This is a genomic window from Mesorhizobium sp. C120A, from assembly GCF_030323105.1.
Taxonomy (GTDB): Bacteria; Pseudomonadota; Alphaproteobacteria; order Rhizobiales; family Rhizobiaceae; genus Mesorhizobium.
This window is the reverse complement of sequence record NZ_CP100476.1, coordinates 3698000-3719705: the sequence shown is the minus strand read 5'-3', so window position 1 is coordinate 3719705 and position 21706 is coordinate 3698000. Positions and strand designations below refer to the sequence as shown.

24 protein-coding genes are annotated in these 21706 nt (G+C 60.6%); 8 read left to right on the top strand and 16 right to left on the bottom strand.

The window, feature by feature from the left end; genetic code table 11:
• Positions 1–286 precede the first annotated feature (286 nt).
• Entirely contained in the window at positions 287–763 is a 477-nt protein-coding gene (locus tag NL532_RS18005) for a plastocyanin/azurin family copper-binding protein (protein ID WP_031203498.1), read from the top strand.
• Between the two features lie 180 nt (positions 764–943).
• On the opposite strand, the gene NL532_RS18000 is transcribed toward NL532_RS18005, so the two are convergent.
• The 5 genes from NL532_RS18000 to NL532_RS17980 form a co-directional block, all read right to left on the bottom strand.
• Positions 944–1534, bottom strand: a complete 591-nt coding sequence (locus tag NL532_RS18000) for an NAD(P)H-dependent oxidoreductase (RefSeq protein WP_023829812.1) — start codon at positions 1532–1534, stop codon at positions 944–946.
• Positions 1535–1564: 30 nt separating this feature from the next.
• On the bottom strand, positions 1565–1951 hold the full coding sequence (locus NL532_RS17995) for a hypothetical protein (RefSeq protein ID WP_023829811.1): 387 nt from the start codon (positions 1949–1951) through the stop codon (positions 1565–1567).
• Positions 1952–2037: 86 nt separating this feature from the next.
• Positions 2038–3291: an MgtC/SapB family protein gene (locus NL532_RS17990; protein WP_023829810.1), complete on the bottom strand. Its 1254-nt coding sequence runs from the start codon at positions 3289–3291 to the stop codon at positions 2038–2040.
• A gap of 13 nt (positions 3292–3304) precedes the next feature.
• Entirely contained in the window at positions 3305–3754 is a 450-nt protein-coding gene (gene trxC / locus NL532_RS17985) for a thioredoxin TrxC (RefSeq protein ID WP_023829809.1), read from the bottom strand.
• Positions 3755–3782: 28 nt separating this feature from the next.
• Positions 3783–5636, bottom strand: coding sequence for a heavy metal translocating P-type ATPase (locus NL532_RS17980; RefSeq protein ID WP_023829808.1), 1854 nt, complete (start codon positions 5634–5636; stop codon positions 3783–3785).
• A 185-nt stretch (positions 5637–5821) separates the two neighbouring features.
• Between NL532_RS17980 and NL532_RS17975 the strand changes: the two genes are divergently transcribed.
• On the top strand, positions 5822–6658 hold the full coding sequence (locus tag NL532_RS17975) for a universal stress protein (protein WP_023829807.1): 837 nt from the start codon (positions 5822–5824) through the stop codon (positions 6656–6658).
• A 71-nt stretch (positions 6659–6729) separates the two neighbouring features.
• Here the strand turns inward: NL532_RS17975 and NL532_RS17970 are convergent, their stop codons facing one another.
• The 5 genes from NL532_RS17970 to NL532_RS17950 form a co-directional block, all read right to left on the bottom strand.
• Complete coding sequence (locus NL532_RS17970; RefSeq protein ID WP_023829806.1) at positions 6730–7176, bottom strand: pyridoxamine 5'-phosphate oxidase family protein; 447 nt, start codon at positions 7174–7176, stop codon at positions 6730–6732.
• 11 nt (positions 7177–7187) lie between these two features.
• Positions 7188–7916 (bottom strand): phosphoribosyltransferase, encoded by a 729-nt coding sequence (locus NL532_RS17965; protein ID WP_023829805.1) that lies wholly within the window; start codon positions 7914–7916, stop codon positions 7188–7190.
• 3 nt (positions 7917–7919) lie between these two features.
• Positions 7920–8384 (bottom strand): DUF2267 domain-containing protein, encoded by a 465-nt coding sequence (locus NL532_RS17960; RefSeq protein ID WP_245270365.1) that lies wholly within the window; start codon positions 8382–8384, stop codon positions 7920–7922.
• 88 nt (positions 8385–8472) lie between these two features.
• Complete coding sequence (gene hemA / locus NL532_RS17955; protein WP_286487396.1) at positions 8473–9750, bottom strand: 5-aminolevulinate synthase; 1278 nt, start codon at positions 9748–9750, stop codon at positions 8473–8475.
• 271 nt (positions 9751–10021) lie between these two features.
• Positions 10022–10846, bottom strand: coding sequence for a universal stress protein (locus tag NL532_RS17950; protein ID WP_023830173.1), 825 nt, complete (start codon positions 10844–10846; stop codon positions 10022–10024).
• A 295-nt stretch (positions 10847–11141) separates the two neighbouring features.
• Here NL532_RS17950 and NL532_RS17945 point away from each other — a divergent pair, with 295 nt between their 5' ends.
• Entirely contained in the window at positions 11142–11489 is a 348-nt protein-coding gene (locus NL532_RS17945; protein WP_031203596.1) for a c-type cytochrome, read from the top strand.
• A 123-nt stretch (positions 11490–11612) separates the two neighbouring features.
• Here the strand turns inward: NL532_RS17945 and NL532_RS17940 are convergent, their stop codons facing one another.
• The 3 genes from NL532_RS17940 to NL532_RS17925 all read right to left on the bottom strand — a co-directional run bounded on the left by NL532_RS17940 (position 11613) and on the right by NL532_RS17925 (position 14842).
• Positions 11613–11999, bottom strand: a complete 387-nt coding sequence (locus NL532_RS17940) for a hypothetical protein (protein ID WP_023830175.1) — start codon at positions 11997–11999, stop codon at positions 11613–11615.
• 682 nt (positions 12000–12681) lie between these two features.
• Complete coding sequence (gene fixJ, locus NL532_RS17930) at positions 12682–13299, bottom strand: response regulator FixJ (protein ID WP_023830176.1); 618 nt, start codon at positions 13297–13299, stop codon at positions 12682–12684.
• On the bottom strand, positions 13286–14842 hold the full coding sequence (locus tag NL532_RS17925; RefSeq protein ID WP_023830177.1) for a PAS domain S-box protein: 1557 nt from the start codon (positions 14840–14842) through the stop codon (positions 13286–13288). The genes fixJ and NL532_RS17925 overlap by 14 nt, the downstream gene beginning before the upstream one ends.
• Before the next feature lie 202 nt (positions 14843–15044).
• Between NL532_RS17925 and NL532_RS17920 the strand changes: the two genes are divergently transcribed.
• From NL532_RS17920 to ccmE, 5 genes are all read left to right on the top strand, one after another.
• On the top strand, positions 15045–15857 hold the full coding sequence (locus NL532_RS17920) for a universal stress protein (protein WP_023830178.1): 813 nt from the start codon (positions 15045–15047) through the stop codon (positions 15855–15857).
• Positions 15857–18481, top strand: coding sequence for a magnesium-translocating P-type ATPase (gene mgtA, locus NL532_RS17915; protein ID WP_023830179.1), 2625 nt, complete (start codon positions 15857–15859; stop codon positions 18479–18481). Before NL532_RS17920 ends, mgtA begins: the two co-directional genes overlap by 1 nt.
• A gap of 23 nt (positions 18482–18504) precedes the next feature.
• Positions 18505–18978: an NUDIX hydrolase gene (locus tag NL532_RS17910; protein ID WP_023830180.1), complete on the top strand. Its 474-nt coding sequence runs from the start codon at positions 18505–18507 to the stop codon at positions 18976–18978.
• A gap of 62 nt (positions 18979–19040) precedes the next feature.
• The gene (locus NL532_RS17905) at positions 19041–19310 is read left to right on the top strand and encodes a DUF6455 family protein (protein WP_023830181.1); all 270 of its coding nucleotides are present in this window, start codon (positions 19041–19043) and stop codon (positions 19308–19310) included.
• A 134-nt stretch (positions 19311–19444) separates the two neighbouring features.
• Positions 19445–19888, top strand: a complete 444-nt coding sequence (gene ccmE / locus NL532_RS17900) for a cytochrome c maturation protein CcmE (RefSeq protein ID WP_023830182.1) — start codon at positions 19445–19447, stop codon at positions 19886–19888.
• A 118-nt stretch (positions 19889–20006) separates the two neighbouring features.
• Here ccmE and NL532_RS17895 read toward each other — a convergent pair whose 3' ends face one another.
• The 3 genes from NL532_RS17895 to NL532_RS17885 form a co-directional block, all read right to left on the bottom strand.
• Positions 20007–20705: a CBS domain-containing protein gene (locus NL532_RS17895; RefSeq protein ID WP_023830183.1), complete on the bottom strand. Its 699-nt coding sequence runs from the start codon at positions 20703–20705 to the stop codon at positions 20007–20009.
• A gap of 129 nt (positions 20706–20834) precedes the next feature.
• A complete protein-coding gene (locus NL532_RS17890) occupies positions 20835–21302 on the bottom strand; it encodes a DUF2231 domain-containing protein (RefSeq protein WP_023830184.1) in 468 nt (155 codons plus the stop codon).
• Between the two features lie 119 nt (positions 21303–21421).
• Entirely contained in the window at positions 21422–21655 is a 234-nt protein-coding gene (locus tag NL532_RS17885; RefSeq protein WP_023830185.1) for a hypothetical protein, read from the bottom strand.
• Between the last annotated feature and the right edge of the window lie 51 nt (positions 21656–21706).

Genomic DNA, 21706 nt, shown 5'->3' with positions numbered 1-21706 from the left:
GGCCCGGCAAGTCAGGCACGCCGACCGTCGATCTAGGCTGGAAAATACCTCCTTGTCTCTAACGTGACAGGTCACTACGCGCGGGCATGTGGACGGAGTTCACGGTCGATCCATAAGTCCGTGAAACACGCAGCGCTTCGGGTGAAGGTCCATCGCATCTTGGTCGCCGTTTGTATCCGCTGTCAGCGTGTTGTCAGCTTGGCTGTTCTAGCCGGGTGCGGCGACCGGGAATGATTCCAAAAACAGCGCTCACGGGGTCGCCGCGAGCGATCAGGAGCATTTAGACATGAAGCCTTTCAAGACCGGACTGGTCCTCGTTCTATTAACAGCCTCGGCACCCGCCTTCGCCAACACGACCGTGAACGTCAAGCTATGGGACAAGGAAGGGGTGGTGAACGCCGATGCAAAAATGGGCATGGGCATGCCGGCCAACATGAGCATGGCAACCATGAGGGTCAAGCTGGACAAGACCTTCGTACCCGCAGGCAAGGTGACCTTTCAAGTCCAGAATACCTCCAAGGATACAGTCCACGAGATGATCGTCGTGCCGATCGCCGATGCCAAGAAGACAACCCTGCCATATGTGCCGAATGAAAATCGTGTCAACGAGGATGCGGCGGGCCATCTTGGCGAGGTTTCCGAACTTGATCCGGGCAAGACCGGATCTCTGACGCTCGACCTCAAGCCCGGCAGCTATGCCGTCTTTTGCAATATTCCGGGCCACTTTATGAACGGAATGTGGGCGACAATCCTGGTCAAGTAAGGCGCGCCTTGATGAGACGCCCGTCGCGCCAAGGTGTGGCGGGTTTCTCATTTCGCATGCGTATCCCCGCGTCATCCAAAACTCGCGCGATTTCCGGTTGGCGGCCGCATAAGCTCTGGCTTGTTTGTGGCTCCGGCAAAGGATGCCTTTGAACCGCTGTCCCGGCTTCTGGGTTACCAGCTAAAGCCCACGCTCACCAAGCGTGCGCATTTGTCCGATCCATTTCGCACGGGTCGCATCGTTGCCGCCAGCGACCATGCCGAACAAGGTCTCGTGCACAGGACTGATGCCGACAAAACGCAGAATGCTTCGTTTCATGCCCGCGATGCCGTGTCCGAGGAACCATAGCCGGTAAACAACGGAAGGCATGCCCATCGTAACCACGACGCGCGCAGAACGGCCGCGAAGCAGCGTCTTGGTGAATCCACCGCCCTTGTCCGGGTAGGCAAAAGCCGTTCCCGGCCGCATCACCTGTTCCAGGAATGCCTTGAGCATGGCCGGCATGGTTCCGAGCCATAGCGGGAAGACAAAGACAATGTGCTCGGCCCAAACGATCGATTGGGCGGCGTCCTTGAGGCTGTCGGGCACAGCACCGTGCTCAAACTCCTGCATCGTGCGTAGCATCGGAAAGTCGAGTGCTGCCAGATCGACCCGTCGGACGGCGTGCCCCGCCCTTTCCGCGCCCTCGGCATAGGCGTTGGCAAGACCGCGGCAGAGCCGGTCGGGGGATGGGTCGGGATGGCCGACCACAATCAGGATGCGTCGTGACATGGTCTTCTCCCAGGGAGCTTGGCGTTGCTGTCAGGGCCGCTCGACCCTTGCTACCTGGTAGGTGTGCATGGCGCCGTTGCGCTCGATCGACACATATTCACCGGTCACGAACCGTTCGTCGCCGAGATGGAAGCCGATTTCGTCATCGCGGTCGCCTTCCGCGTAGTCGAAATACCACTGTCCGCCGGGCTCGCGCCTCAGCCGGCCGATCAGATCCTGCTCGCCAGTGCGAAACCGGCGAACACGGCAGGAGGCGCTGTGCGATTTCCACTCTTCCGCATCGATCCGCCCTTCGCCGGTCAATGGAGCCAGCACGTCATAGCCCTCCTCGCGGTTCCCTTCCGGACGGCCTTTCTCGCGCGCGAGCAACAGCCGGACATGGCGGAATTTCGGGGTGAGATCTTTTTGATTGGTCATTGCGAACTCCTTTTCATGGAGTCCCATAGAACGGTGTCAGGGCCTGGCCATTGATCCGCATCAAAGATGGATCGAGAACAACGCTTCTATCCAGGAGCAAGCAACAAAAGGGCGCAGATACCAAGGGTGACGGCGATGAGAGTTGCGACGGCCATTGGCAACCAGAACCTGACCGGCCCGGCAAATACCGCAAGCGACAGGCGACCAATGGCGTTTGCCGCCAGTGCCGCGAGCACGGCCTGGCCCACGGTCTCGACGGAGACGGAATGCTTGACCAGGCGCAGCGCGCCAAGCACCGAAACATCGACATCGAATGCGCCGGCCAGCGCCGAGCTCGCCAGCAAACCGCGCCCACCGAATTGAGCGGCCAGCCCCGCACTCGCGGTCGCGACGATGGCGAAGAGCAAGGCGAAGAGCAGCAACGGGCCCAGTTCGAATGGATTGCGCGCGATCGCGCTGCCTTCACCGTTCCCGCTGTCGCGAGACAGCAGCAACGCGCCGCAGACAGCGAAGGCGAGCGCCGCGGCAATCGCCGGAATGGCGACCGATGCGAGCACGCTTGGCTCGACGATCAGAACCACGGCGCATACGCGGAGCACTGAAACCATTGCAGCCAGGGATGCCGCCCCGGCGAGCGGTAGCGGATTGCTTGCCGATGCGGCATTGCGGGCAAGCGCCAAGGTCACCGCTGTGGAAGAGACGATTGCACCGGTGAGCGAACTGACCAGCAGACCACGCGTGTTGCCCAGTATGCGAACAGCCACGTAGCCGGCGAACGAAATCGAGGCCATCAGCACCGTCAGGAACCAGACCTCCCAGGGATTGAAACCGCCCCATGGGTCCATTGTCCGGTTTGGCAGCAGGGGCAAGATGATTGCCGTCATCACCGCCAGGATCAGCGCCGAGCGCAGTTCGACCCATGTCAGGCGCTTCAGAAGGCCGTGCAGGACTTCTCGGCTGGCCAGGATTGCCGCCAGTGCCGCCCCACCGGCAGCGGCAGCCCGATAATCGCCGGCGACCGAAAGCGCACCAAGCGCAAAAACGCCAAGGCCAGCGATCACGCTGGTGACGCTGAAATCCTCGTCATGGGCAGCCTCACGCGCCTTGTACCAAGCGAAGATTGCCGCAAAGGCGATGAAACCGCCGACCAGTACGGATACTGCGCCGAGTGCGTTGGCGAGTGCGGCGAGCACGCCGCCAAGCAGGCCGGATATGCCGAATGTCCGGATGCCGGCTGTGCGACTGCGAGCGGGTGCATCCCGCTCCTGCCAGCCACGCTCCAAGCCGACAAGCAGACCTATTGCGAGGGCAAGTCCGAGCCGGGCGATGAGCGGATCCATTGGCCGGCGACGTTCAGGCGGCAACCGTCGGCAGGCGGTCGCGAACCCACCTGACGATCTGGCCTGCCGTCATTGCGCCGGATGTGCGCGCAATCTCGCGTCCGCCATGAAAGAGGATCATGGTCGGGATGGCTCGAATGCCAAACTTCGCCGCAACGGCCTGCTCATTGTCGGAATTGAGTTTGATCAGGCGGACATGCGGCTCAAGTTCATTTGCTGCCGCCTCATAAGCCGGAGCCATCATCTTGCAGGGGCCGCACCATGGTGCCCAGACGTCGACGACAACTGGAAGGCTGCTGCGCCCGATCTGATTATCGAAGATCGCGGCATCGACATCTTCGGGATGTCCCGAAAAAAGCCTGTTCCCGCACTTTCCGCATTTCGCCTCCATGGCATTGCGGCCTGGTGGCAGGCGGTTGACCCCACCGCATTTGCTGCAAACCACCAGATTCTGCTGTGCCATGGCAATTCACCGATCAACTGTTCGTCCACTATGCGCGCCACCGATGGCCATCGCCAAGGCTGCGCAGCGCGTTCAGGATGACCGCCACGTCAATCCCTTCCTGCAGCAGCGCTCCGGCAACCGGGGTAATCTGCCCCATGGCCGCCGCGATCATTGCCAGCCCCGACAGCGCCAGCCCGGCAATGATGCTTTGCAAGGCGATCGATCGCGTTCGCCGTGCAATCCGAACTGCATCGGCGACCGGCTGCAGCCTGTCGGTCAGTACGATGACGTCAGCCGCCTCGGAGGAGGCGGTCGCACCACGTGCGCCCATGGCAATACCGACCGTTGCGGCCGCAAGGGCAGGGGCATCGTTGATGCCGTCGCCGACCATCATCGTCGGTGCCACGGACTTCTCGGCTTCGACCGTCGCGACCTTATCGGCAGGGGTCGCATCGGCGACTATGGCGTCGAGGTTGAGCAACGCGGAAATGCGCTTGGCAGCCACGGCGTCGTCGCCTGTGAGCATGATCATGCGCCCAATGCCAGCGGAGCGCAGCTTGCCGAGTGCATCACGCGCATCAACACGCAGGGCGTCGCCCAACGTGAAAACACCGGCAAGCCGTCCGCCTAGTGCTACAAAAACCCTGAGCACCGGCTCTTCCCGGTATTTCTCCTCGCCGCTTTTCGCCCAGCCGGGCAGCGGCTTGTCGGCGAGCACGAGATCCCGCGACCCCGCGGTGACCGAGATGTTGTCGACCCGGCCCTTCAGGCCCGCACCGCGACGCTCGTGGACATCACGCGGATGCGAAAGCGTCAACTGCTTGCCACGCGCCGCCCGGATAATTGAGTCGGCGAGCACATGGTGCGAGGCCTGTTCCAAAGACGCGAGTAGCCGCAGCAGATTGTCGGGGTCGCGACCGGTCGCCACTTCGATTTCGATGAGCTCAGCTCCGCCGATGGTCAAGGTCCCCGTCTTGTCGAAGATTGCGGTCCGGACTTGTGCAAGCGCCTCCAGAGCCGCGCTGCCTTTCATCAGAACGCAGCTGCGGGCCGCCCGTGACACGCCGCCGATGAAGGCAACGGGCGCAGCAAGGATAAGCGGACAGGGCGTCGCGACGACCAGCACGGCCAATGCTCTAATCGGATCGCCAGACATGTACCAGGCGCCACCGGAGACAAGCAGAGTCGCTGGCAATAGGAGCAGCGCGAAGCGGTCGGCCATGCGGATGAAAGGCGCTTTCACGGTCTGCGCTGCAGCAACCATGCGAACGATCGCTGCGTAGGTGCTCTGCTCGGACTGAGCAGAGGCCCGCATCCTGAAGGTCTCGCCCGCATTGATGGTGCCGCTGCGGAGCATATCGCCCGCTGTCCGCCTTTCCGGCAGCGGTTCTCCGCTCACGGCGGACTCGTCGAGAGAGGCCGAATTATCAAGCAGGATGCCATCGACGGGAAGCAGTTCGCCGGCCCGAACCAATAGCTCGTCGCCCACGGCAACGTCTTCAACGGAGATGGTCTCGGTCTCCAGCTTTGACGTTCGATGGGCGACACGCGGTGACCGGTGGGTCAAGGCCTTGAGGTTGCGTTCCGCGCGGCCGCGGGCAAAATCCTCAAGCACCGTGCCGCCGGCATACATGATTGCCACCACCACGGCCGCCAGGGGTTGTCCGAGCAGAAGCGCGGCGGACATCGATACCAAGGCAATCGCATCGACGCCGAAGCGGCCGATCCAGAAATCACGCAAAATGGAAATCGCGAGAGCTGCCACCACGGGCAAGGTGGCCACCGTCCAGATCATGTCGGCTTCAAAGGGGCCGAGCCTGGTTCGCCAGACCCCTAAACCAATGGCGAGGCCCAGGATGGCGATGACCAGCAATGTGCGTCGTAGAGTAGACTCGTTCATCCGATGTCTTCCGATCTGGTCGATGCTCGCCAATTTTAGCCACCGCCGACCGGCGCGTCGAACTCGGGCAACAGCTAATCGCGAGAACTGGAGAACGCTTTGATTCAGCGCAATGAACGCCCCAACCCCTCTCGCTTACGCTTCAGCATCAACTGAACCTTCACTCGAACTGAGGAGTTGCTGCTGTGACTTTCAAGACGCTGCTTACGGTTACCGGACCGAACCAGGGGGAGGGCGATCTGAAGCTCGCCGCTGACTTGTGCGAACAAATCGGTGCCCATCTCTCCGTGCTCGTTCTCGAGGTGGCCGCACCGCCCTCGGGTGTTGAATATGGTGCTGTCGTCTCACCGGCCTGGCTGGAGGAGCGTCAGGCCGAGATCAAGAGGCTCAAGACGAGAATTTCCGACGTCGCTGGCTTTCTCTCCAAAACCGGGGTATCGGCTGATCTGAGCGACGACTATCCCGACACGGGATGGGCGGACGATGTTGTTGGCAGACGTGCCCGCTACGCCGATCTGACCATTCTGGGACCAGATCTGCTGGCAAGCCATGCGCTGAAGGACAAAGTCATCGAGGGCACGCTGTTCTCGTCGGGGAAGCCCATTCTGCTCTTTCCCGATGGCTCGCGCCCGACCCTTAAACCAAAACGCATCCTGGTCGCTTGGGACGCCCGCCTTGAGTCATCGCGCGCCGTCCGCGAGTCGCTCGATATGTTGAAGGGCGCCGAAGAGGTTCACCTCGCTATGGTCGACCCGATCGAGGACGAGTTCCATCACGGTGCGGAGCCGGGGGCAGATGCCGCTGCCTATCTCGCCCGGCATGGCGTGAAGGTTACTGTCGAACGACTGCCGAGCGCGAACCATTCGGTCGCCGACGTGCTTCGCCAGCGTGCCGGCGACATGGCTGCCGAGCTCCTGGTCATGGGCGCCTATGGACACTCCCGGCTGCGCGAGCGGATTTTTGGCGGGGTGACTAAGTCGATGCTTGAGAGCTCGTCAGTGCCTGTGTTGATGGCGCGATAGCAGTTCAACAGGAGAAAAGCCGGCGCAGATTGCGCCGGCCCTTTGCATTCTCGCAAGATCCGATGGGACGACTACTCGCTCGCTTCCCGGCCGGATACCTGTTCGACTAGGATCCGAAAGAAGACGTGCGGTGCACTGTCGGCTGTGGGAGGAGTGACGGGCTTGAGTGCACCAGGTTCCCACCAGTCGGTATGCTTGCTCAACAACGACCAGGCATGGTCCCGCTCAAGCTTGTGGCCGATGTGGTCAGGCAGTTCTTCGTACCGGCCATCGGCAACCACGCTTCTCCATCCTCGGCCCTGGCCATGTTCGTCGACCTGGAGGGACACCAGCGGATTGACTCGCATCCATTCGATCTTCTTGCCCGGCATGGAAAACGCATAAAGATGAGCATCCGAATGGGCGTAGTAGAGGGGCACGACATAAGGCTGCCTGTCCTTCGCGCATGCCAGGCGGCCAACGCGATTGGCCGTCAGAATCTTGGTGCATTCCAAGGCAGAAAGTGTTCGGACCAGCATGAGGTGATCTCCTACGTCTCTGGGTTGTTCCGTGGCATTGATTTCGTGGCGACTTTCGAACCGGCTGCGTGTTGCGCACTGAGTTGTTGCCTGTCGGTTTGCGACCGGACAGCCTCGCCCATGGCAGCGACGACATCACCGTCCGAGAGCTGAGGAAACCGGATGTAATGGTAGCTCAGGGCACGGAACTGTCCTGGTTGACTTAGGCAAACCACACGATCCGCTTCGCGTGCCAGTTCAGCGACCGTCTCTTGCGGCGAAACAGGAACTGCCACGATGATTTCCCTCGGTGACCGGCGCTTGATGGCGCGGATCGCGATTTTCATGGTTGTACCCGTCGCGGCCCCGTCATCGACGATGATCGCGGTCTTTCCCGCGATCGAGATCGGTTTGGTCTTCCCTCGATAGGCAGCGCGCCGGCGTTCGAGTTCTGGACGCTCATTTGCAATCAACACGCGTAGCTCGCCTCGATCGAGCGCATAGGCCTCGACGATCTCCCGGTTCAACACGACCTCCCCGGGGTCGCCATCGACGATTGCTGCAACCGCCAGCTCGGGATTACCTGGGGCGCCGACCTTGCAGACGATAAGCAGATCAAGAGGAGCGTTGAGGATCTTTGCCACTTCCACAGCGACAGGCACGCCGCCACGCGGCAAGGCCAGTATGATGGGGTGATGCAATTGAAGCCTGCCGAGCTCCAGGCCGAGCTTCGCTCCAGCGTCTTCGCGGTCGCGAAACATCGGTCAATTCACCGGCCACAGGTTGCGCAGTGACTTCTTCATCGAGTTCCTGACCTGGACGATCTCACCATGCGAAATGTGACGATCGAGGAGCTTGAATACCGCGTTGATGGCGACGTCGAAGTCGATCTCGTCGTCGTAGCCAAAACTGTTCCTGACGCTGAGAATAAAGTCGCGCTTCGTGCGTTCACACGCAGGCGCAGATGGCTTCCAGCCTTCGAAGTAGATGCCACGAACCAGAACAGGCAGCTGTGCTGACAGATCAGCCATCTCCGCTTGAGACAACCAGTCGCGCACCGAGTGCAGAACGCATCGCAGGAGGCGGCAGGAACTCGGTTCGCTCCAGGAGAGATCGCCGGCAAGCTCCCTGACCCATTGCTGGGCCTGCTGGGCAGCGTGCGTGAAGTCAGCGAAGGATGTGTGAGAATTATGGCCCATGATGAAGCTCCTCGACAATTTGAAGCTCATTGTGAGGCATCGAGACGCTCTCAGCATTGAGCGGGATCAAATAGCTGCAAGCTGGACTGGCTAGGCATCGGTTTCCCGGCCGGCGGCTTCAGCCGCCCGACTTCGGCACCAGCAGCGGCACAATCCGGTCGCTCTTGGCGACAGTGGGCCGTCCGGCGGAGCCGTAGGGAATGCCGAGCGCATCCCATGTCTCGATCAGCGCGTCCTGAAGTCCCGCAATCAGCGCATCGGTATGGAACGGCGTCGGGGTGATGCGCAGCCGCTCGGTGCCGCGCGGCACGGTCGGATAGTTGATCGGCTGGATGTAGATGCCGTGCACGCCGAGCAGACGGTCGCTGGCCATCTTGCAGAGTTCGGGGTCACCGACCAGCACCGGCACGATGTGTGTCGGCGATTCCATCACCGGCAGGCCAGCTGCAGACAGAACCTCCTTGGTCCGCGACGCCTGGCTCTGTTGCGCATCGCGCTCGGCTTGCGACCGCTTGAGGTGGCGGATGGACGTGGTGGCGGCGGCGGCGATCGCCGGCGGCAGCGCCGTGGTGAAGATGAAGCCCGGAGCATAGGAGCGCACCGCGTCGATGACGGCGCTGTTGCCGGCGATATAGCCGCCCAGCGTGCCGAACGCCTTGGCCAGCGTGCCTTCGATGATGTCGATACGGTCGGCCAGCCCCTCGCGCTCGGTGATGCCGCCGCCGCGCGGTCCGTACATGCCGACGGCATGGACCTCGTCAATATAGGTCATGGCGTTGTAGCGTTCGGCCAGTTCGACGATCTGCTTGATCGGCGCGATGTCGCCATCCATCGAATAGACGCTCTCGAACACGATCAGCTTGGCGCGTTCGCGGCCCGCCACCTGCAGCAGGCTTTCGAGATGCGCGACGTCGTTGTGGCGGAAAATCTTCTTTTCGGCGCCCGAGCGCCGTACGCCTTCGATCATCGAGGCATGGTTCAACTCGTCCGAAATGATCAGGCAATTGGGCAAAAGCCGCGCAATGGTCGAGATCGAAGCCTCGTTGGAGACAAAGCCGGAGGTGAAGACCAGGGCCGCTTCCTTGTCGTGCAGGTCCGCCAGTTCCAGCTCGAGCTCGACGAGCGGGTTCGAGGTGCCGGAAATGTTGCGGGTGCCGCCGGCGCCCGAACCCATCTTGCCGGCTGCATTCTGGAACGCGGCGATGACATCGGGGTTCTGGCCCATGCCGAGATAGTCGTTGGAGCACCAGACAGTGATTTCCTCGGCGCGGCCGTTGGAACGCCAGATGGCGCGCGGAAACTTGCCGACAATGCGCTCGAGATCGGCGAAAACCCGGTAGCGCCGCTCGGTGTGGAGCTGGTCGATCGCTTCCTCGAAGAACCCCTGATAGTTCATGTCGGCAATCCCTATGGCTGTCGAGCAATCCGTTGGTGCCGCCGCACCATCCCGCCGCCTGGATTTTCATGCGTTGGCGCAAGGACAGTGCGGCGGCCCCTTACCAAGTCTTGTCGTCTGCATGATGATCGCTCTGCGCGCCCGCGTTTGCCCGGTATCTTGCGCCCTCAAATCACCGGCTACGCTCAACTTGGCAGGGTTAATGTAGCTGTTCGCCGGAAAGGCCAACCTTGATCCATGTCAACGTCATGGAGCCAAGACGGCTTTTTGCTCAGTTCGAGATGAAGCGGTGCAACGATCCGCTGCGCAGCACTGAGCGCGTGACGCCGCCAAAGGTCATTTCACGGACACGGCTGTGGCCATAGCCACCCAGGACAATCAGATCAGCGGCATTCTCCCTACCAATCTGGAGGAGCAGGTCCGCCGGCTCGGAGCGGTGCGCAACCAAAACTTCCGATCTGGCCTTCACCCCGTGGCGTGCCAGGAAGCGCTTGACGTCCGCAACATCGTCCGGAGGCGCGGCGTTTCCCCGGTTTACGGAGACGACCACAATATTTCTGGCCTCGACCAGAAGGGGCATTGCGTCGACGACAGCGCGGCGTGCTTCCCGCGTATCGTTCCATGCTATCAGGATGCTTTCAGCTCTGATCGGGGCAGAGGTTTCCGACGCCACAAGTATCGGGCGGCCGGCTGCAACAATGAGACTTGCCGGATCCAGCATACGATGGTGGTCGACGATCAGGTCAACCGCCGGCGAGCCAGTTAGGATCAGGTCGGCGGCACGCGCATTGAGTGCGAGCTGGCGAGTGGGGTGTCCTATTTTTCCGCGCCACGAGGCACGATTGCTGCCGTTGACCGTGCTCAGGAATTCCTCTCTCAAACAGTTGAGGCGGCCCTCTATCTCCTCCACCTGACACCACAACGCCTTGGTCGCGGCCTGGTCATCGGTGCCGGTTGGCATGACAAAATGCGGCTCGGCTGCACAGAATCCGATCAGATCGGCATTATGTCGTTGAGCAAGATCCCAAGCCATGGAGATGCGTGGCGCGGCGATGGTGTCCACGTCCAGTTGAACCATGATCGTCTTGAAAGCCATCGCGGTAGCCCCTTTGTGTTCAACCGAGCTAGCCAGGCAGAACGGGCAGCGACCTTGATGCGTGTCAAACGCGGGAACGATATCGGTGGGCCCGATAGCATCTGTTGATCCGGATCAACGACTTGGCGACGAACAGTGTTAGCGTCGCATGGCGAACACTTTTGTTTGCACCAATCACAATGGAGTGCCGATCATGCTGACCCATCCCCGACCGTCGCAATTCGGCATGCAGCAATCGAGGACGCTGCGGCGAAGACAGTCGCGTAAATCGAAGGGCGCAACCATGAGCAGCAATATGGGCAAAGGGCGTTGCTGGCGGCGGTGGTTTCGATCGGTTTGCGCCCCTGCGGTGGTGTTGGTTGGTTCCGTGCTGCCCGCACAGGCCAACAGCCTGACGGAACGCGGTCATACCTTGGTCGAGTTCAATTGTGCCCGCTGCCACTCCATTGGAAAAACCGATAAAAGCACCCATCCCGACGCACCGGCGTTTCGCACCTTGTCGAAGCGCTATCCGATCGCGGATCTCGAGGAAGCCCTCGCCGAGGGAATTTCGACGGGCCATCCAGACATGCCCGAATGGGTTGCGAGCCCTGACCAGATCGAGGCGATAATCGCTTACATCGGCAGCTTGCAGCAACCGTGATCGAGGTCATAGGCGCAGCGACCGACCGAGCCTGACAGATCGCAGCGCGATCGGAGTTTATCCAGGTCGCTCTGTACCATGTAATCGACCTTGCAGTCTCCATCAGAGCGACTCCAGATGGAGCTAGCGCAACATCCGGTCAGCGGCACGGAAGAACGACCGCGCGTGCGCCACGATCTGGGCCTCCGTAGGATGATCCGCGGGTTCAACACCGAGAATGCGGTCCTTCAAGTGCGCATGGTGGTCGCGGATATGCCTGGCCAGCTCATCCTTTGCCGATCCTGGTCCCACGATCAGCCATTCCTTGGCCGGCTGCAGGGCGTTGACCACATCGTGGTAGAAGGCTTCGTTTTCCGGCGCACGCTTGCCGTCGATGCTGCCTGCCTTGTTATGAGTCTGATGATGCGCCAGCGTAGTGGCAAGCCTCACGCTTTCGGCTGACTCACGATTGAAGAAAAACACCTTGGCTTCGCGATGGTCGAGCCAAGCGACGGCATGTTGGGTCTGCATGTCTTAACGTCCTTGAGTTATTGTTGATGAGCGCAATTGTCGCGCTCGAATGCTTCACGCGGATTGGAACTCCAGCGTTGCCAGGATCGAGCCGGGTTTGATAACGGCATTTGCTGCGGCGACAATCGTCGCGCGGCCACCTGCCGGCGCGACAATCTCGTGAAGCGCGTCTTCGACGCGAACTCGGCTATTCGCTCGCTGGCCTTGATTGTGTCGCCGCTGGCAATGAACCAACGCTCCGGTATATGCCCTCGGGCAACATACTGGACGCCCACAGCGCCCCGTCGACCTTGATGTTCTGCATATCGCAATTCTCCTTTGAAATGGAACGATAGACTGCTCGACGGAAGCGTCTTTGATCAAGATCAAGGCAGGGTGCCGTCTTGCGGACAAAAGTTCAGCAATCCTCGAAAATGATCCATGTCAAAGCGCGCTGCGCTGTTTTCCTCAAAGCTAAGACGATGTGGAACCCAATCCTAAGCGCACCGTATGGTCGCGACCTCGAACTCGCCGTCTTCGACGAAGAGGGGACGCATGCACTGGTATTTCCGTGCGTAAGGAGTCGAGAAGGCTGGAAGAACGCCACCACCGGCGCCCGTGTTGACATCCGGCCGACGCACTGGCGCGAGTGGGAGTCTGAGAAGGTTCAGGCCAGAACTGGCAATCCTTTAGAAGGTTCTCCCTAGGGTCTGGATTCCACGATCAACGCCATGCGCACAAGATGTGATAGACTGCCGGCGCCCATCTTGCTCATGACATTGGCACGATGGATTTCGACTGTACGCGGGCTGATTCCTAGGTCATAGGCGATCGTCTTGTTCGGCAGACCCGACACGAGCCCGTCGAGGACCTGCCGCTCGCGTTCCGACAAGGTCGACAGACGCCCGCGGATATCGGCTGACTGCGGATGCGCCGCATTGAGCTGATTGCGGTTGGCCAGAGCGGAGTGAATCGCTTCGATCAGCATTTCATCGTCGAACGGCTTCTCGATGAAATCGGAAGCGCCTTCCTTCATTGCCTGAACGGCTAGCGCCACATCGGCGTGGCCAGTCATGACGATGACCGGGATTCTATGCCCGCCTGCTCTGAGCTGGCGCAGGAACTCGATGCCGTCTATGCCCGGCATGCGCACATCGGTAACAATGCAGCCGTCGAGACTGCCCGTCGCCGTCGAGAGGAAAGCTGTGGCCGATTCGTGCAGGCGTACAGCGAAGTCTGCCGTGGCCAGCAGAAAACCGAGCGACTTGCGAACGTCGACGTCGTCGTCGACCACGTGTACCACCAGATCACTCTCGGCCATTTGTGACCTCTTCCTTATCTACGATGCGCAAGGTGAAGCGGAAAGCGGTCCCGCCGGCCGGCATTGCCTCGGCCCATATATGACCACCGTGCGATTCCACGATGGTGCGGCAAATGGAAAGGCCGACACCCATGCCTTGCTTCTTTGTGGTGACAAATGGCTGGAACAGTTGAGCCGAGACCTCCGGCGCGAGACCTGGGCCGGTATCGATCACGCTTACCTCTGCCATCCCATCATCCCGAGCAACGGTTGTGACTTTCAATTCGCGGCGCGGTGCATCCTGCATGGCCTCCACCGCGTTGCGCATCAGGTTGAGCAGAACCTGCTGAATCTGGATGCGGTCGGTCAAGACCAGTTCGGCGGCAGGGTCAAGCTTGTAGCTGACGAGGACATTTGTCTCCCTCGCCCCGACCAGGGCCAGCGATGAGGCTTCCTCAATCAGCGCTGGCAATCGTTCGACCTGACGCTCGCTTTCGCCCCTTGCAACAAAATCCCTGAGATGACGGATGACGTCTCCTGCCCGTAGGGCCTGCTCAGCTGCCTTTTCCACGGCATCCCGCAGCATAGGCGCGTTTTCTTCCGTACTCTTCTCGAGCAGCCGACGACTGCCTTTGAGGTAGTTGGTGATGGCGGTAAGCGGCTGGTTGATCTCATGAGCAAGCGTCGAGGCCATTTCGCCGAGTGCGGTAAACCTCGCCATGTGAAGCAACTCCTGCTGCTGCTCCTGGATTCTTGCTTCCGCCCGGTGGCGTTCAGTCAGGTCGCGGCAAAAGCCGGTAAAGAAGCGTCCGGTTCCAGGATTCATTTCGCCGACGGAAAGCTCCATCGGGAAGGTCGAACCATCCTTGCGCATCCCGGTGACGGTGCGCCCGAGCCCGATAATCCGGCGCTCTCCGGTGGTCAGGTAGCGAAGCAGATAGGCATCATGCTCGTCGCGGTAGGGCGGGGGCATCAGCATTTTCACGTTTTGGCCAATGACCTCACCTGACTGATAGCCAAACAATGTTTCGGCGGCTGTGCTGAACGATTGGATCCCGCCTTGCTCATCGATGACGACCATTGCATCCGGCACTGTTGCCAGGATCGATCGTAAATGGTCCTCACGCAGCCGAAGAGCTGCGTTTGCAAAGGAGAGTTCGCTGACATCCGTGCCTTCGATGAAGATCGCGGTGATACGGCCATCGTCGGACTTGATGGGCTGATAGACGAAATCAAGGATGCGCTCTTCGAGCGGCCCGTCGGCCTTGTTGCGAAGGCCGACCTTTACGCCCTGGCCTCTGTATGGCTCGCCGGTCGTGTAGACCTGGTCCAGATGTCCGAAAAACTCATCTCCTTCGAACTCGGCAAAGGCTTCCCGGACTGTCTTTCCAATCACCTGCCTGTTGCCGATCAACCGCTGGTAGGCGGCATTGGTCAGTTCGAAAACGTGACCCGGCTCGCGCATGAGCGCGATGAAGCCCGGAGCCTGATCGAACATCCGCGACAAGAGGGCTTTCAGTGTCGTCCCACCGGGCGACAAACTGAGCGCTTCGTCTTTGATCACCTGAAATTCCTGGGTTCGAGACGGTGCTACCGGGGCTACCTATCACTTCTCATCGCACAGGCAAAACAGATCGCGACGGCGGTTCCGCAAGAGATTCCGTTGGTAGGCGCAATTGGCGGGTCTTTGACGCGCATCAAGGCACCGGACGCTGACGAATGCGATCCATCACGCAATTGCACCGTTTCATCGAAAGGCATCCGCAATGTCCTACAAGTCAATTATCGTAAACCTCGCCATCGATGGGGCTCCTGCGCCCATTGTTCAGGTTGGGATCGAACTTGCCGAACGATTTGGAGCGCATCTGATCGGCCTGGCGGCCGCTGACGTCCCGCCTCTGGTCGCAACAGGCGACGGCATGGTCTACGAGGGCGAGGTCATGCAGATCCAACGAACGGAAATCGAAAAGCGGCTCGCCGAATTACGTGACGTGTTCGAGACGCTTGTCCCAGCTTCGATCACAAGCGAATGGGGGCAAGCGGTCTGCAGTCCAACCCGCCTGCTCAGTGCAAAAGCGGCCGCGACCGATCTCATCGTCACCGGTGGTGGCGATGGAGACAATGTCTTTCGCGCTGTCGACATTGGCAGCCTAGCACTCGGGACCGGGCGGCCAGTTCTGGTCACTGCCGGCAATATGGAGCATATCCGCGCGAAAACCGTGCTGGTTGCCTGGAAGGACACCAGGGAGGCACGGCGGGCGATAGCCGATGCACTGCCGTTTCTGGCCAAGGCGAACGAGGTTGTCGTCGCCACAATTGACAACAGTCGTGACGAGAGCATTCGCAACAGCCTCGACGATGTCGCCGCCTTTCTTGGGCACCATGGCATCAAGGCGCGAACCGAGTTGATCTCCGGCGAGGCTGATGGCGCCCGGCTGGTGACTTTCGCACGCTCGATTCACGCGGACCTGATCGTTTCGGGCGCCTACGGCCACAGCCGCTTGCGGGAATGGGCGTTTGGCGGCGTCACCCGCACGCTGATCGAAGAGAGCCGCATCAGCCGCTTCCTGTCGTATTGATGACAGGCGAAGCTGACCAGCAATCCGTGCCGCCGGACGGCGCCGCTTATTGGTCGATCGAGACTGATGACCTCCTGCGGAGCCTCGAGACGTCGCCATCGGGGCTTGCCGCCTCCGAGGCCGCATCGCGGCTGGCAAAATTCGGTCGAAACACACCGGCGTCGAAGTCGAGCGCGTCGGCCATGGTCATGTTTGCCCGCCAGTTCCGCAGCCCGCTTGTCCTGATCCTCATTTTCGCAGCCAGCGTGTCGGCTTTCGTCGGTGAGGGCCAGGAGGCTGCGATCATCGGTGCGATAGTGCTGGCAAGCTGCATCCTGAGCTTCACCCAGGAATATGGCGCGTCGCGGGCGACCGAGGCCCTGAAACAGCGTATTTCGCGCAAGGCCATTGTGTTGCGTGACGGCGTCGAGTGTTCGATTGCTGCCGAAGACATCGTGCCGGGCGACGTCATCCGGCTTTCAGCAGGAAACCTCATCCCCGCGGACGGTATCATTCTGGACTCGCGCGATTTCAATGTCAGCGAGGCCCTGCTGACCGGTGAAACCTTTCCCGCGGTGAAGACACCGGGGCGGTCGGGGCCAGAGGCTTCGCTTTCCCAGCGCACCAATGCAGTCTTCACGGGCACATCGGTTCGCAGCGGTACCGCGACTGTGCTTGCCGCGGCGACAGGCGCCCGCACCGAATTCGCATCGATCGCCGCGGCCCTGGAGCGAAAGATCCCCGAAACGGGGTTTGCCCGGGGGATAAGACAGTTCGGCTATCTGATGACCGAGATCATGCTGGCGATTGTCATCCTGGTGTTCTTCGCCAACCTGATGCTGCATCGACCGCTGATTGAATCGCTGCTGTTTTCGCTGGCGCTCGCGGTTGGCCTCACGCCGGAACTGCTTCCGGCCATTATCAGTGTGACGCTGGCCCGAGGTGCCCGCGCGATGGCGGCCAATGGCGTCATCGTGCGCCGTCTCGACGCCATCGAAAATCTGGGCAGCATGGACCTTCTATGCACCGACAAGACCGGCACACTGACGGAAGGCGTCATCCATCTCGACGGTTGGCTCGATGTCGACGGCAATGCGTCAGCCGACATCCTGCTGTGGGCACGTCTCAACGCGACCTTGCAGACCGGATTGAAGAACCCGCTGGACGAGGCGATCGCCGGTGCGCCGGGCGAGGGCGCATCATTGGCTGCCTTCACGAAGGTCGATGAGATCCCCTACGATTTCATCCGCAAGCGTCTATCCGTCATTGTGCGGAGCACCGATGACCTTCTGATCACCAAAGGCGCCGTACAAAATGTCCTCGAAATCTGCGCGTTCGTCCACACAGCCAAGGGGTTGGAACCCCTTGATGCAACGCACCGAGCGGCGATCGACGACAAATTCCGGCGCTGGAGCGCGGACGGCTACCGCGTGCTGGGTGTTGCGATCCGACGATTTGAGAGCCGGAAAACGTTCAGCAGGAAAGACGAAATCGATCTCGCCTTCGCGGGCTTCCTGCTTTTCCTCGACCCGCCGAAGAAAGGCGTCAAGGAGACACTTGCAGAGCTCGCCCGTCGCGGCATCGCGGTAAAGGTCATTTCGGGCGACAACCGCTACGTTGCCGCGCATCTTGCCCAGGCGGTCGGCCTGCGAGCCGACAGGATCATGACCGGCGAGGAGCTGTCGAAATTGACCAAGAGCGCGCTTTTTGCAGGCGTGCAGCACACCGATCTTTTCGTCGAGATCGATCCCAACCAGAAGGAGCGCATCGTTCAGGCCTTGCGGAGCAGGGGCCATGTCGTTGGTTACCTTGGCGACGGCATCAATGATGCGCCCGCCCTCCATGAGGCTGACATCGGCATCTCGGTCGACACCGCTGTCGATGTCGCGCGCGAGGCCGCCGATATCATCCTCCTCAAGCAGGATTTGGGCGTGCTGGTGCGCGGCGTCGACGATGGCCGCAAGACATTCGCCAACACGATGAAGTATATTTCAATCACCACCAGTGCCAATTTCGGCAATATGATCAGCATGGCTATCGCCTCGCTTTTCCTGCCTTTCCTGCCGCTTCTGGCAACACAGATCCTGCTCAACAATTTCCTTTCCGACGTTCCTTCTCTCGCCATCGCAGGCGACAACGTGGATCCAGACCAGCTGCACCGGCCGCGCCACTGGGACATCCGTTTCGTGCGGCGGTTCATGATCAGCTTTGGCCTGGTCAGTTCGCTGTTCGATTTCGCCACGTTCGCGTTCCTGCTGTTCGTCGCGCACGCCACGGCGGCTGCCTTCCAGACGGGCTGGTTTGTCGAATCGTTGCTGACAGAGCTTGCGATCGTGCTCATTGTGCGCACGCACAGAGCTTTCTGGACCAGCCGTCCGAGCCCATTGCTCGCCTGGCTTACGTTGGCTGTCGGGGTTGTCGCGATCATCATCCCCTATCTGCCGTTTGCTGCCTGGTTCGGCTTCGTGCCTTTGCCGCTGCCCGTGCTTGCCGGGCTTGTCGCAATCACTGCGCTCTATGTCCTGGCCTCGGAGGCGACCAAGCGCTGGTTCTTCGGGCAAGAGAGCCGCCAGTCGCACCGGAGGAGGGCGGGGCAGCTGATCGACGGAGAGCTCAAGCCTCACGTGGCCTATCCGAGATCATAGGCCATGAGGGAAGGCTTCAAGCGATGATGAAAAGAAGCGCGGGCATTCTGCCCTTTCGCAGATCGATCCATGGGCTGCAGGTGCTGCTTGTCCATCCAGGCGGCCCCTTCTGGCAAAGCCGAGATCTTGGCGCCTGGTCCATCGCCAAGGGCGAGTACGGTGAAGGCGAACTGCCGGAAGCGGCAGCGCGGCGCGAATTCCAGGAAGAGACAGGCTGGGAGCCCAAAGGGATCCTGCTCAATCTGGGAGAGTTGCGCCAGCGAAAGAGCAAACTCATTACTGCTTTCGCGCTGGAAGGCGATTTCGACACCGCGACGTTGCGCAGCAACATGTTTGAGATGGAATGGCCACGACGCAGCGGCCGCGTGCAGTCGTTTCCCGAGGTGGATCGCGGTGAATGGCTGGATCTAGATCTGGGCCGGACAAAACTGCTTGCCGGTCAGCGACCCTTTCTCGACCGCCTTGCCGCTTCGGTTTTGCGCCACACAGCCTGTTGATCGAGATCAACGCCACCTGCCGCCAACATGGCAATAATGGCGAGTAGGCAGGAGTGATCAATATGAGCTTTCTCGATTACCTGATTTCGGTCGACGCCAGAACGGCTCTGATGGGTCGCATGATGCGGACGCTCGGCGTCGACAGACACCTGAAGGTCGTGGCAGACCATGCCGCAGTCACCAATCGGGCGGTGAACCGCTGCCGTGCCTGCGGCCATCAGGACGAATGTATGACCTGGCTCGATGAACACGAGCATGCGAGCGAGCCACCGGACTATTGCCACAACCGTGACCTGATTGCCCGGTTGCAACACGTATCTGGCGAGCGATAGCGGCTCCTACACAGGACACGGCCGCTCGACGGACGTCATCGCTCAATTGCAGCACTGCTGTGAATGATGACAAAACTGATGGATTTAACGCCGACCCCGCTGCGTTTGGCGTGGCGGCGCCGGAGTAACCTGGCGTGACCCGCAAGCAGAAGCGACTGTCTGTGATCATCGGAGGGCTGGCCTTCCTCGGCGCGGCCACCGGGTTGACCTTTTATGCGCTCGGCCAGAAAGCCTCCTATTTCTACATGCCAGCCGAGCTGACCACTGCCAGTGTGCAACCCGGCCAGCGCATCAGGCTGGGCGGTTTGGTCGAGAAAGGCAGTATCACCCGCGGGCAGGGCGCAACCGTCGCGTTCTCGGTCACCGACACGCAAAAATCGGTCAAGGTCACCTATATCGGTATCCTTCCTGATCTGTTCCGTGAGGAGCAGGGCGTCATCACCGAGGGCTCCTTCAATCCGGATGGCGTATTCGTCGCAGACAGCGTTCTGGCGAAGCATGACGAGCGCTATATGCCCAAGGATGTGGCCGACGGACTCAAGGCCAAGGGCGTCTGGCAAGAAAGCAACGGTGAGTAGCCTGGTGATTGTAAAAGTCGCCGCTCAGCGCGACACTAATCGGTCGCAGCCAGTGGCTCGGCCGCCAGCCTGGTTTACACCGATCTCGCGGTGCGTCCGCGACGCACGGTTCCCCAGTTCAGGAAACCAGCAGCACGGACATCGGCCCGGCGCAGAAGAGATTGTCCTTCACCATCTTGACGCCGGCGACGTTTTCCGCGGCGACAATGGCCGCCTGGCGCTGGCGTTCGTCGAATATGGCGCCACTCAGTTCGACCGCGCCATTTTCCACGACGACGCGGATCAAATCGGCATTGGCCCATTTCTGTGCCGAGAACTCCGCGACAATATTCTGCCGGATCTCGTTGTCGCTGACGGTGTTTGACGCCGCGCTTGTCGAAACACGCAACAGCGCGCGGAGCAGATCGGAGCGGGCAATCATGCCAACGACCATTCCGTGCTCGACGATCGGGATTCGTTTGACGCGGTGCTTGGTCATCAGTTCGACGATCTGCTCGATCGACGCGATGGGAGGAGCGGTCAGGACGCTGTCGGTCATAACCTCCTCGACCAACCGTCCATTGGCGAGGACATACTCCTGCGCAAGGCTTCCCGGGCCGACCAGAAATTCCAGCCAGCGTGGGCGCTGGCGCTGCGTGCCCAATTCTCTGCGGCGAAGAAAATCACCTTCACTGACGATCCCCACAAGGGCACCGTCGCTGCGAATGACGGGAAGGCCGCTGATCTTGTTGGTGAGCATCAATCCGGCCGCCTCCGCGATCGATGCGGACGGATCTATTGCGATGACCGGCTTGCTCATAATGGCTTCGGCTTGCATGTCGCTCTCCGGAGTTTCCAATTCTCCGACTTCTTAGAAGTTTGCTGAACGAGGCGCCTTGATCTGAATCATTTTGCCATCGAGGCAAATGGTCCAAAGGTTGGCTCGCAAGTAACGGGCGCGTTCCCGTTAGCCAGCGATCGCGGCCTTGGCGACGTTCACGCCAAGCTCGTAGACAAGCAGTCCACCATAGTAGGCCGTCGCAGTGACCAGAATTGCTCCGCAAATTTCGATTAAAGGTATGGCGATCGTCACAGCCCGAAACTCGCGATTCCGCATCCAAAGCGCGAGCCGCACCAGTCCCCAGATCAGGAAGGCAAAGGCAGTGATACCCCCCAGGCTCTCGTGGATTTCCGCGATATCGCTGCTGAAGCCGGCTGCTTCGGCGTGATCGAGGGCAAGACCGCCGAAGAACCAGGTCCCAATGGCGAACACTCCGGCAGCCAGGGCCACGAAGGTTGAGATCGTGCCGGCGCCCGATTTCCTGGTGACGGCGCTACCGCCGGCCAGCGCCACAAGGTCGATAGCCGCAAGCGTGTAGATCAGAACGATAGGAAAATGAACAAGAATGGGGTGGATGTGCTGAATGGGAACCACGAAAACTCTCCAGAAGTTGGTAGGGACTTGGGATAATGGCCAGCCTTGCAGCGAGCCTTGGTCGATGACATTTGTGCGCGTTATGTGCTGTGACGGGTCACGCACTGCGAGCGAGAGATCTAGTCGTTTTCGTCGGCCTCATCGCCCTGCCGGTCATCACACGCATCGTCATCACCCTTGATGGCTTTCGGAGTGGTGGCGTCCTGCATCGGGATGGCCTGCAGGTCGATCGGGCCGGACTGGTCGACGGACGATGGCGCCCCACACGATCCTTCGTCCGATTCAGCGACCGCCGGCAGGGCAAAGATTGTGAGGCCTGCAAGTGCTGCAAGGACAAGCATGGAATTGCGCATGGTCTGGTATCCTTCTCGGCGCGGCCATGATTGGACGCGATAATGCCTTGA

What these genes read in the sequence shown, in the direction of transcription:
- NL532_RS17980 (WP_023829808.1), bottom strand. Translation starts at nt 5,636, where the DNA reads ATGAACGAGTCTACTCTACGACGCACATTGCTGGTCATCGCCATCCTG.
- NL532_RS17990 (WP_023829810.1), bottom strand. Translation starts at nt 3,291, where the DNA reads ATGGATCCGCTCATCGCCCGGCTCGGACTTGCCCTCGCAATAGGTCTG.
- NL532_RS17945 (WP_031203596.1), top strand. Translation starts at nt 11,142, where the DNA reads ATGGGCAAAGGGCGTTGCTGGCGGCGGTGGTTTCGATCGGTTTGCGCC.
- NL532_RS17920 (WP_023830178.1), top strand. Translation starts at nt 15,045, where the DNA reads ATGTCCTACAAGTCAATTATCGTAAACCTCGCCATCGATGGGGCTCCT.
- NL532_RS18000 (WP_023829812.1), bottom strand. Translation starts at nt 1,534, where the DNA reads ATGTCACGACGCATCCTGATTGTGGTCGGCCATCCCGACCCATCCCCC.
- NL532_RS17995 (WP_023829811.1), bottom strand. Translation starts at nt 1,951, where the DNA reads ATGACCAATCAAAAAGATCTCACCCCGAAATTCCGCCATGTCCGGCTG.
- NL532_RS17895 (WP_023830183.1), bottom strand. Translation starts at nt 20,705, where the DNA reads ATGCAAGCCGAAGCCATTATGAGCAAGCCGGTCATCGCAATAGATCCG.
- trxC (WP_023829809.1), bottom strand. Translation starts at nt 3,754, where the DNA reads ATGGCACAGCAGAATCTGGTGGTTTGCAGCAAATGCGGTGGGGTCAAC.
- NL532_RS17960 (WP_245270365.1), bottom strand. Translation starts at nt 8,384, where the DNA reads ATGAGCTTCAAATTGTCGAGGAGCTTCATCATGGGCCATAATTCTCAC.
- NL532_RS17940 (WP_023830175.1), bottom strand. Translation starts at nt 11,999, where the DNA reads ATGCAGACCCAACATGCCGTCGCTTGGCTCGACCATCGCGAAGCCAAG.
- NL532_RS17910 (WP_023830180.1), top strand. Translation starts at nt 18,505, where the DNA reads ATGATGAAAAGAAGCGCGGGCATTCTGCCCTTTCGCAGATCGATCCAT.
- NL532_RS17905 (WP_023830181.1), top strand. Translation starts at nt 19,041, where the DNA reads ATGAGCTTTCTCGATTACCTGATTTCGGTCGACGCCAGAACGGCTCTG.
- NL532_RS17885 (WP_023830185.1), bottom strand. Translation starts at nt 21,655, where the DNA reads ATGCGCAATTCCATGCTTGTCCTTGCAGCACTTGCAGGCCTCACAATC.
- NL532_RS17970 (WP_023829806.1), bottom strand. Translation starts at nt 7,176, where the DNA reads ATGCTGGTCCGAACACTTTCTGCCTTGGAATGCACCAAGATTCTGACG.
- hemA (WP_286487396.1), bottom strand. Translation starts at nt 9,750, where the DNA reads ATGAACTATCAGGGGTTCTTCGAGGAAGCGATCGACCAGCTCCACACC.
- fixJ (WP_023830176.1), bottom strand. Translation starts at nt 13,299, where the DNA reads ATGGCCGAGAGTGATCTGGTGGTACACGTGGTCGACGACGACGTCGAC.
- NL532_RS18005 (WP_031203498.1), top strand. Translation starts at nt 287, where the DNA reads ATGAAGCCTTTCAAGACCGGACTGGTCCTCGTTCTATTAACAGCCTCG.
- NL532_RS17965 (WP_023829805.1), bottom strand. Translation starts at nt 7,916, where the DNA reads ATGTTTCGCGACCGCGAAGACGCTGGAGCGAAGCTCGGCCTGGAGCTC.
- NL532_RS17950 (WP_023830173.1), bottom strand. Translation starts at nt 10,846, where the DNA reads ATGGCTTTCAAGACGATCATGGTTCAACTGGACGTGGACACCATCGCC.
- mgtA (WP_023830179.1), top strand. Translation starts at nt 15,857, where the DNA reads ATGACAGGCGAAGCTGACCAGCAATCCGTGCCGCCGGACGGCGCCGCT.